The 9,252-nt window shown below is 73.5% G+C and carries 7 protein-coding genes; all 7 read left to right on the forward strand.

Features of this window, described 5'->3' with window-relative positions:
- The 7 genes from AABA78_RS20235 (at nucleotide 1) to AABA78_RS20265 (ending at nucleotide 8,985) form a co-directional block, all read left to right on the forward strand.
- Nucleotides 1-1,824 (forward strand): methyl-accepting chemotaxis protein, encoded by a 1,824-nt coding sequence (locus AABA78_RS20235; RefSeq protein WP_338264797.1) that lies wholly within the window; start codon nucleotides 1-3, stop codon nucleotides 1,822-1,824.
- Nucleotides 1,821-4,499: a hybrid sensor histidine kinase/response regulator gene (locus AABA78_RS20240; protein WP_338264798.1), complete on the forward strand. Its 2,679-nt coding sequence runs from the start codon at nucleotides 1,821-1,823 to the stop codon at nucleotides 4,497-4,499. The genes AABA78_RS20235 and AABA78_RS20240 overlap by 4 nt, the downstream gene beginning before the upstream one ends.
- A gap of 90 nt (nucleotides 4,500-4,589) precedes the next feature.
- Nucleotides 4,590-5,648 carry a chemotaxis-specific protein-glutamate methyltransferase CheB gene (cheB, locus tag AABA78_RS20245; protein WP_171413266.1) on the forward strand — a complete coding sequence of 353 codons (1,059 nt, stop codon included), beginning with the start codon at nucleotides 4,590-4,592 and terminating at the stop codon, nucleotides 5,646-5,648.
- A 9-nt stretch (nucleotides 5,649-5,657) separates the two neighbouring features.
- Nucleotides 5,658-6,878 carry a CheR family methyltransferase gene (locus tag AABA78_RS20250; protein WP_338264800.1) on the forward strand — a complete coding sequence of 407 codons (1,221 nt, stop codon included), beginning with the start codon at nucleotides 5,658-5,660 and terminating at the stop codon, nucleotides 6,876-6,878.
- Between the two features lie 95 nt (nucleotides 6,879-6,973).
- Nucleotides 6,974-7,837 (forward strand): tetratricopeptide repeat protein, encoded by an 864-nt coding sequence (locus AABA78_RS20255; RefSeq protein WP_338264802.1) that lies wholly within the window; start codon nucleotides 6,974-6,976, stop codon nucleotides 7,835-7,837.
- Nucleotides 7,834-7,968: a hypothetical protein gene (locus AABA78_RS20260; protein WP_338264804.1), complete on the forward strand. Its 135-nt coding sequence runs from the start codon at nucleotides 7,834-7,836 to the stop codon at nucleotides 7,966-7,968. The genes AABA78_RS20255 and AABA78_RS20260 overlap by 4 nt, the downstream gene beginning before the upstream one ends.
- Before the next feature lie 66 nt (nucleotides 7,969-8,034).
- Nucleotides 8,035-8,985 carry a bifunctional UDP-sugar hydrolase/5'-nucleotidase gene (locus AABA78_RS20265; protein ID WP_338264806.1) on the forward strand — a complete coding sequence of 317 codons (951 nt, stop codon included), beginning with the start codon at nucleotides 8,035-8,037 and terminating at the stop codon, nucleotides 8,983-8,985.
- The last annotated feature ends 267 nt before the right edge of the window (nucleotides 8,986-9,252 follow it).

Raw genomic sequence — 9,252 nt, forward strand, 5'->3', positions numbered from 1 at the left:
ATGGCGCTGCCTTCACAGGAGGCCCCCCGCCGGGCCGACTTCAGCCGGCAGCTGATGTTCCCCGTGCCGCTGGCGAACCTGGTGGGCTCCACGCTGGGGCTGCACTTCGCGTCGCTCGTGGTGGACGACCCGCGGCTGCGGCTGGGCGCGCTCGTCAGCCTGGTGGTGGGCGTGAGCGCGCTGCACATGCTCCTGGGCGCGGGCGTGTCCCTGCGCCGCTTCCCCCGGCTGCGGGCCCTGGAGCGCGGGGCCCTGTCGCCCACGCCCGAGCACCTGGCGCTGGCCGTGGGCGAGGTGGCGCGCGCGCCGGGCGAGGCGTTCTTCCGCTCGCTGGGGTTGTGGGGGCTGACCACCGGCGTGGTGGCGATGACGCTCTGGTCGGTGATGCAGCTGCCGGGCGGCGTCACCCTGCGGGTCGCGGGGCTGGGGGCGCTGTTCGGCCCGCTCACGTCGCTGCTCGTGTACGGGCTCGTGACCTTGAGGGCGCGGCGCGGCGTGCTGTGGGTGGCGGATCAGGGGCTGACGCATGCGCAGGTCATCGCCGCGCTGCCCCGGCGCTCGCGCATCCGCGCGCGGCTGGTGGCCTTCACCGCCATCTGCGTGGTGACGCCCGCGGTGATGTGCGCGCAGGTCGTCACGGCGCTGACGGACCGCCTCTTCTCACGCTTGCTGGAGGCGGGCAGTCCGGACGCGCAGGGCGTGCTGGTGGACACGCTGCGGCTGGACGCGTTCACGTCCAGCGCGCTCCTGTGCGCGGTGGTGTTCGGCCTGGCGCTCGCCACGGCGTACCTGGGCGGGACGCTGCTGGGGCGGCCCATGCGGGAGCTGTCCGGCGAGGCGCGTCGCATCGCCGCGGGGGACCTGGCCAGCCCCCGGCTGGTGCCCGCGGAGGACGAGGTGTGGGCGGTGTCCGCGGCCTTCACCACGATGCGCACGCACCTGGCGGACGTGCTCGCGGAGCTGCAGCGCGCGGGTTCGCAGATCTCGGCCACCACGGAGGAGATCCTCAGCACCTCCGGGCGCTACGAGGCGGGCGCAGCGGAGCAGGCCAGCAGCCTGGATGAGACGAGCGCCACCACGGAGGAGCTGGCGCGCTCGGCGAAGCAGATCGCGGAGAACGCGAGCTCGGTGGCGGAGATCGCCCAGCGCACGCTGGCGGCCGCCCAGGGCGGACAGCGCAGCGCGGAGTCGTTCCTGGGCGCCATGTCGCGCATGCGCCAGGACAACCAGGCCATTGGCTCGGCGGTGGCGCGGCTCAACAAGCGCGTGCAGCAGATTGGGAAGATCGTCGAGTTCATCAACGGCGTCGCGGACAAGTCCGACCTGCTGGCGCTCAACGCGGAGCTGGAGGGTACCAAGGCGGGCGAGGTGGGGCGGGGCTTCTCGCTGGTGGCGGCGGAGATGCGCCGGCTGGCGGAGAACGTGCTGGAGTCCACGAAGGAGATCGAGGGGCTCATCGAGGAGGTGCGGGAGGCCTCCGCCGCGGCGGTGACGGTGACGGGCGGCGGGGTGCGCGCGGTGGAGACGGGGACGGGGCTGGCGGAGCAGGTGTCGGAGTCGCTCCGGCAGATCGTCAGCCTGGCGGGGCAGACGTCGGACGCGGTGCGGATCATCTCCCGGTCCACGCAGCAGCAGCAGGCGGGCACGGATCAGCTCGCGGACACGATGGCGGACATCCTGCGCATCACCCAGCAGAGCCTCAACGCGACGAAGCAGGTGGGCGCGGCGAACGGCGATCTGCTGGGGCTGGCGCAGGACCTGCGTGGGGTGGTGGAGCGCTTCCAGATCCACCAGGCGACCCTGCGCAAGGGGGGCGGCGGGTGAACCCCAGCGAACGGCTCCTCAAGCAGTTCCGCGACCTGGTCACGGTCCGTCTGGAGCGCATCAACCGCTCCCTGATGGAGCTGGAGTCCGGGGGCAACCTGGAGGCCGGGCAGCGGGTGCTGCGCGAGCTGCACGGGCTCAAGGGCGAGGCCCGGATGATGGGCTTCAGTGAAATCAACACGCTCGCGCACGAGATGGAGGAGCTGGTCCGGTGCGCGGAGCCGCAGCGCTACCGCCTGTCGTCCGAGTCCACCGACGCGCTGCTCGCCACGGCGGACACGGTGCTGGCGCTGTCGGGCGCGCTCCAGGCGGGAGAGCCGCTGCTGGCGGTGGAGACGCTGGTGGCGACGCTGCAGCAGCAGGTCGTCGTGGAGTCCGCGCGGTCGCCGGGAACCTCCCGTCCGGACGATGGCGCCCGGGCCGCGAAGGGGGAGGGGACGCAGGGCGCGTCGCACCTGATCGTTACGGACCGCCGGGAGCCGTCAGGGGCGGTGGTGGTCCCCGCGCACTGGGGCGTGCCGGCCACGCGCACGGAAGCACCCGCGGGAGGCGCGTCTCCGGCAGCCACCGCATCTCAGTTCCTCGCGACGGCCCTCCGCGCGGAGCCGTCAGGGACTTCGGCGGGAGGCCACGGCGAGGGGGCCGCTGCCGGGGCCGCGCTCGGAAGCTCCCCCCACGCCACCGGAGCAGCATCGGGCTCGCTCGGTGCTCACCCGGGGGGCTCCGCCACGGGTGCTTCGGGAGGCTCGCTCCTCGTGGCGCCCGCTCCCGGAAGCGCGGGCTCGCACCCGGGCAGCGCCGCCGGAAGCCCGGGCGGCTCGCACCTCGTGAGCCCGGCGACGGGCACCTCTCCGAACACGCACCCCACCGCGTCCCCCAGCCCATCGCCCGGCACGCGCCTGGCCGACACCGCGCGCTCGCGCCCGCCCGCCAGCGCCACGCCGAAGGCCGGCCCCGGCACGGTGCGCACCGGCGACGTCCGCATGGACACGGCCGTGCGCATCGGCGTGGCCAGCCTGGACATGCTCACCAGCGCGGTCACCAACCTGGGCCAGGTGGCCCGCCGCCGCGAGCTGGCCACCGCGCGCCGCCTGGAGCTGGTGCGCGAGCTGAGCGAATTGGCCCGCGCCGCGGAGGACCTGGGCCCCGCGGGCGTCGCGCTCGCCGAGCGCCTGGGCCGCGCCAAGGAGGTCGCCGCCACCCTGCACCGCGAGGCCAAGCTGCTCGCCAACGCGGAGCTGCGCGACCTGAGCCAGGTGTCGGAGGAGATCCAGGGCCTGCGCATGCTGCCCCTCTCCGTCCTCTTCGAACCCTACCCCCGCATGGTCCGCGACCTCGCGCGGGAGCTGGGCAAGGAGGTGGAGCTCGTCGTGGACGGCGAGGACACCCGCGCGGACCGCTCCGTCGTGGAGGCCCTGCGCGAACCCCTCATGCACCTGGTCCGCAACGCGCTGGACCACGGCCTGGAGACGCGCGTGGACCGCGTCGCCTCCGGCAAGCACCCCCGAGGCTGCCTCACCCTGCGCGCCGCCCGCGAGGGCAGCCGCATCGTCCTGCGCGTGGAGGACGACGGCGCGGGCATGGACCCGGCGCTCCTGCGGCGCGTGGCCGTGCGCCGGGGCATGCTGGACGAACCCGCCGCCAACGCCCTGTCCGACGCCGCCGCGCGCGACCTCGTCTTCCTGCCCGGCTTCACCTCGCGCGAGGTGGTCACCGACCTGTCAGGTCGGGGCGTGGGACTGGACGTCGTGCGCACGTCCCTCCAGGCCCTGGGCGGCGACGTGGGCGTGGAGTCCGCGCCCGGCTGGGGCACCATCTTCACCCTGCGCGTCCCGGTGTCCCTCACCGTGGCGCCCCTGCTCTTCGTCCAGGTCTTCGACGAGACGCTCGCCCTCAGCGCCGTGCACGTCTCCCGCGCCCTCAAGGTGGACGCCTCCGAGGTGGGAGAGGTCGCCGGCCGTCCCACCCTCCGCATGGAGGGCCGCGTCCTTCCCTTCGCCTCGCTGGCGTCCCTGCTGGGGCACGCCACCGAGCGCCCCGCCCGCGAGGGGGAGCTGGTGCTGGTGGTGAAGGGCCAGGGCATGGAGGCCGCACTGGCGGTGGACCGGGTGCTGGAGGAGCGCGTCCAGGCCATCCTCCCGCTGAAGGGCATCCTCGCGCGCTTCACGCACCTCACCGGCGCCACGTCGCTCGCGGACGGCCGGCTGGCCATGGTGCTGTCCGCGGCCGCGCTGGCGGCGGGGGTGCACGGCATCACGCCCCTGAAGCTCGCCCGGCCGCCGGTGCGCAGGCCCGCGCCGCGCCGGCGCCGCATCCTCGTGGTGGATGACTCGCCGCTCACCCGCGAGCTGGTGGCCAACCTGCTGGAGGCGGTGGGGTACGACACCCTCCGGGCGGCGGACGGCCCCTCGGCGCTGGACCTGCTGGACCAGGCGGGCCCGCACGTGGAGCTGGTCGTCACCGACCTGGAGATGCCGGAGATGGACGGCGTGGAGCTCACCCGGCGCCTGAAGGCCGACCCGGCCCGGGGCCGCCTGCCCGTCGTCATCCTCACCACCCGGGGAGGGGAGGCGGACCGGGCGCGTGGGCTGGCGGCCGGGGCGGACGGCTACATCACCAAGGGCGACCTCGTCCGGCAGGACCTGGTGGACGTCGTGGGTCGGCTGCTGGCCTGAAAGTCCCCAAACGCTCGTGGACGCCCGGAGACGCCCGGTCCCCCCTCGCATTGCTATACTCCCGCGGCGCGTACGGGGTATTGAACGGTCATGGGCAAGAAAGTGTCGGTGCTGGTGGTCGATGACTCGGTCATCTGCCGCCAGCTCATCAGCGCGGCGTTGAGCGACGACCCGGACATCCAGGTCGTCGGCACCGCCGCGAACGGCCAGGAGGCCGTTGCCCTCACGAAGGAGCTGCGCCCCCACGTCATCACCATGGACGTGGACATGCCCGTCATGGACGGGCTCACGGCCGTGGAGCACATCATGGCCGAGGTCCCCACCCCCATCCTGGTGCTGACGGGGGATCCGCGCTCGCAGGCCCCCGCGCTCACGTACCGCGCGCTGGAGCTGGGCGCGCTGGCGCTGCAGATCAAGCCCTCCATCGACGCGGGGCCGGACGCGTGGAACCTCACCAAGGAGGTGAAGCTCATCTCCTCCGTGCGCGTCATCCGCCACGTGCGCGGCCAGAAGCGCGGCGCGCCCGGGATGCCGCACGCGCCCGTCCCGGTGCTGCCCGCCGCCTCCATGGGCATCGTCGCGGTGGCCGCCAGCACGGGCGGTCCGCAGGTGCTCTACCGGATGCTGTCGGAGCTGCCGGCGGACTTCCCGGCGCCCATCGTCATCGTCCAGCACATCAACGCCGCCTTCTCGGAGTCGCTGGCCAGCTGGCTGGCCAACGCGAGCAAGCTGAAGGTGCGGCTGGCCGGGGACGGTGACACGCTGGCGCCGGGGCTGGTGCTGGTGGCGCCGCCGGATCAGCACATGGTGGTGCCCGTGCGCGGGCGCGTGGCGCTCAAGGCCGGCGTGGAGCGCGACGGGCACATGCCCAGCGGCACCGTGCTGCTGGAGAGCGTGGCGAAGGCCTACGGCCGGCGCGCGGTGGGCGTGGTGCTCACCGGCATGGGCGCGGATGGGGCGGACGGGCTTTTGGCCATCAAGCAGGGCGGTGGGCTGGCGCTGGCGCAGAACGAGGAGTCCTGCGTGGTGTTCGGCATGCCGGGCGCGGCGGTGGAGCGCAAGGCGGTGGACCACCTCATCCACGGCGATGACGTCGCGGCCACCCTGGCGCGGCTGGCGCGCGGAGAGTCGCTGGCCGTCAGCCGCTGATAGCGCGCGATGACGTCCTCCTCCGAGCGCTGGGCTCCCGTCCACGCCTGGCTTCAGGCGCACACGGGCATGGCGCTGAGCGGGGCCCAGCGGCGGCGGCTGGACGCGCGGCTGGAGGCGCTGGGACACGGTGGAAGCCCGGCGCGGCTGGTGGCGCACCTGCGCTCCCCGTCGGGCGCGGCGGACCTGGTCCGGCTGGTGGACGCGGTGGCGGTGCACACGTCGGAGGTGTTCCGGGATGACGTGCAGCTCGCCGCCTTCCGCGCGCACGTGCTGTCGCCCCGCGTGCAGCGCTCGAGGACGCCGCTGCGCGTGTGGAGCGCGGGCTGCGCGGCGGGGGAGGAGGTCGCCACGCTGCTCCTCCTGATGGCGCAGGAGGGCGCGGACCCGGCCAGCCGCGTGCTGGGCACGGACATCTCCGAACAGGTGCTCACCCGGGCGCGCGAGCTGAGCTTCCCGGCGGAGGCGCTCCGGCGCGTCCCGGAGGGGCCGCGCGCGCGCTACTTCGAGCCCCGGGGCCGGCGCCACGCGCTGGTGGAATCGCTGCGCACGCAGGCGGAGTTCCGGCGCCACAACCTGATGGAGGCCCCGTACCCGGAGGCCCCCGGGGGCGGCGGGTTCGACGTCATCTTCTGCCGCAACGTCCTCATCTACTTCACCCCGGATGCCTTCCAGCGCACCGTGCGGAGCCTGAGCGAAAGGCTCGCGCCCGGGGGCGTGCTGGTGCTGTCCGCCGCGGAGCCCCTGCTCCAGGTCCCGCCACAGCTGCGGCTCCTGCCCAGCGAGCACGCCTTCTTCTACGTGCGCGAGGACGCCCCGGCCGTGGAGGCGCCCCGGGCGAAGCGGGACGCTGGCCCGAGCGCCGCCGGACCCGCCGCGCCCAGGCCGGACGCGCCCGTGCCCCCGGACGAGGCCGCGAGGGCGGAGGCGGACTGGCTGTTCTCGTGCGTGCTCGACGGGGCCTCCACGGGCGTCCCGGATGAGCGCTCCGAGCGCGACCTGCGCCGGTGCCTGGACCTGGATCCGGACCACGTCGCCGCGCGCTACCTGCTGGGGCTGCTGCTGGAGCAGTGCGGCCAGCCCGGCGCGGCCCTGGAGGCGTACCGCCGGGCCCTGCGGGCGGTGGAGTCCGGGCGTGCGCGGCCCGTGCCCTTCTTCCTCAACCTGCCCCGGCTCCGGGTGGCCTGCGCCCGGGCGGTGGAGCGGCTGGAGGCCGAGGGGCCGCGCTGAGGGGGGCAGGGGGTGGCTCGCCCGCCTGTCCTGCCGTCCGGATGGGCGAAACAGGAGCGGCGCGCGGGGCGCTTTGGACCTAGGATGCCCGGCCCATGCGCAGGCTCGTGCTCTTCGCCCTGTTGACCGCCGCCGTTCCCGGCTGTTTCTACCCCGCTGACCGCGGCCGTGCCCTTGAAGCCAAGGTGGACCGGCTGGGCGCGGACAACGCGAAAATGGCCACGGAGCTGAAGGAGGCGCGCGACCAGCTCGCCGCCACCCAGCCGAAGATCGACGAGAAGATCGCCCAGGTGACCCAGGCCCTGCAGAGCCTGGACACCGCCGCGCGCCGCAAGGACGCGGACATCGGCGTGCAGTTCCAGAAGACGGTGGAGGACCTGGCGCAGCTGCGCGGCCAGGTGGAGACGTACCTCTACAAGATCGCCGAACTGGAGTCCGCGCTCGGCAAGAGCACGGAGGAGACCAACCAGCGGCTGCTGGCGCTCCAGGGCACGGAGGCGGTGAAGGAGGCCGAGGCCAAGAAGAAGGCCGAGGAGCTCCAGCGCCCCACGGACAAGAAGGAGTTCCTCGCGCTCGCGCAGGAGAAGGCGAAGGCCGGCGACGCGCTGGTCGCGCGCCAGCTCTACAACGAGTTCGTGAAGAAGTGGCCCAAGGACGCGCTCGTCGGCGAGGCGCACTTCGGCCTGGGCGAGACGTACTTCACCGAGTCCAAGTGCCGCGAGGCCCTCTTCGAGTACGGCAAGGTGGTGCAGGACTTCGCGAAGACGGCGTCCGCGCCGGACGCGTACCTGCGCTCCTCCGACTGCTTCCAGAAGCTGAAGATGAAGGAGGAGTCGAAGCTGGCGCTGGAGGAGCTGGTGAAGAGCTACCCCAAGTCGGACGCGGCCAAGACGGCGAAGACGAAGCTGGCGGACCTGGACAAGAAGGCCGCGCCCGCTCCGAAGAAGGGGAAGAAGTGAGCCCCCGCGCCCCCCGGCTCGCCGCCCTGGCGTTGCTGTTGCTGCTGCCCTTCGTGGCGGGGGCCGCGCCGAAGAAGCTCGTGCTGCTCTTCACGGGAGACAACGGGGGCGAAGTCGCCCCCTGTGGTTGACGCCACAACCCGTCTGGCGGTCTGGCCAGACGAAAGACGGTCCTGACGCAGGAGCGCGCGAAGGGCGTGCCGGTGCTCGCACTGGACGCGGGCAACGCGCTCTTCAAGACCCTGGCGGACGGCCAGGATGCGACGGCGAAGCCTCGCGCGGAGCTGCTCCTGGAGCAGCTGGACGCGCAGGGCTACGCGGCCATGGCCGTGGGCCAGCGCGACCTCGTGCTGGGCGTGGACTTCCTGAAGAAGAAGACGAAGGGCGCGAAGCTGAAGCTCGTGTCCGCGAACCTCGTGGACGCGAAGGGGCAGCCGCTCTTTCCCGCCTCGGTGGTGACGACCGTGGGCGGGCTGAAGGTGGGCGTCATCGGCGTGTCGCCCGCGTCCGAGGACCCCAAGGCTCCGGCCGGGAGCGCGGACGGTACGGCCTTCCTGCCCGAGGGCGTCCGGGGGCTGCCGGTGGGACCCGCGGTGGCCGCGGAGGTGAAGCGCCTGCGCCAGAAGGAGCAGGTGGGGCTGGTGGTGCTGCTCGCGGCGGTGCCCTACGTGGAGGCCGTGAAGCTGGCCCAGGGCGCCGAGGGCGTGGACTTCGTGGTGCAGTCGCACGACGGCCGGGGCGTGGGCATGGCGCAGCGCCAGGGCGTGTCCACGTTGATTCCGCCCGGAGAGCGGGGCCGCCAGGTCGCGAAGCTGGAGGTGTCCGTGGAAGGGACGGCCCCCTTCACCGACCTGTCCGAGGCGAACCGTGCCCGGGAGAACCAGCGCATGGTGGAGGCGAACATCGCGCGGGTGCGCGAGCGCCTGAAGGCGGAGCAGAACGAGGACACGCGCCGCTCGCTCCAGGAGACGCTGACCTCCTTCGAGTCCCGGCGCGACGCGCTGGCCCGCACGGCGGCGGCCCAGGGCCCGGCGACGGGGCGCACCTATCTGCTGACGTACCTGCAGCTGGGCGCGGACGTGGCGTCGGATGCCGCCGTCCAGAAGCAGGTGGAGCGCGTCGAGCCACCCGGCTCCGCGGGTCACTGAGCCTGCTTGCGTGGAACCCACCCCGTCCATCCTGGGACGGGGCTGAAACACCTGTTTCATTCGCCCTGTCGCGGGATGTGTCGTGCCTGTTCCAGCCCCGCTGGAGAGCAGGCAGGCCGCGCGGCATGGAACGCATGGCAGGCCGCTGTTCGACCGAATAATGTGAACAGCAGGTTTTATGGCCTCCCCCACGCTGCTCGCGCGACGAGCGGCAGGCCGCGCGTGATCGACATTTGGCGACATTGACCCGAAGGCCCTGCGTCCGGA

This window comes from Corallococcus caeni (assembly GCF_036245865.1).
Taxonomy (GTDB): Bacteria; Myxococcota; Myxococcia; order Myxococcales; family Myxococcaceae; genus Corallococcus; species Corallococcus caeni.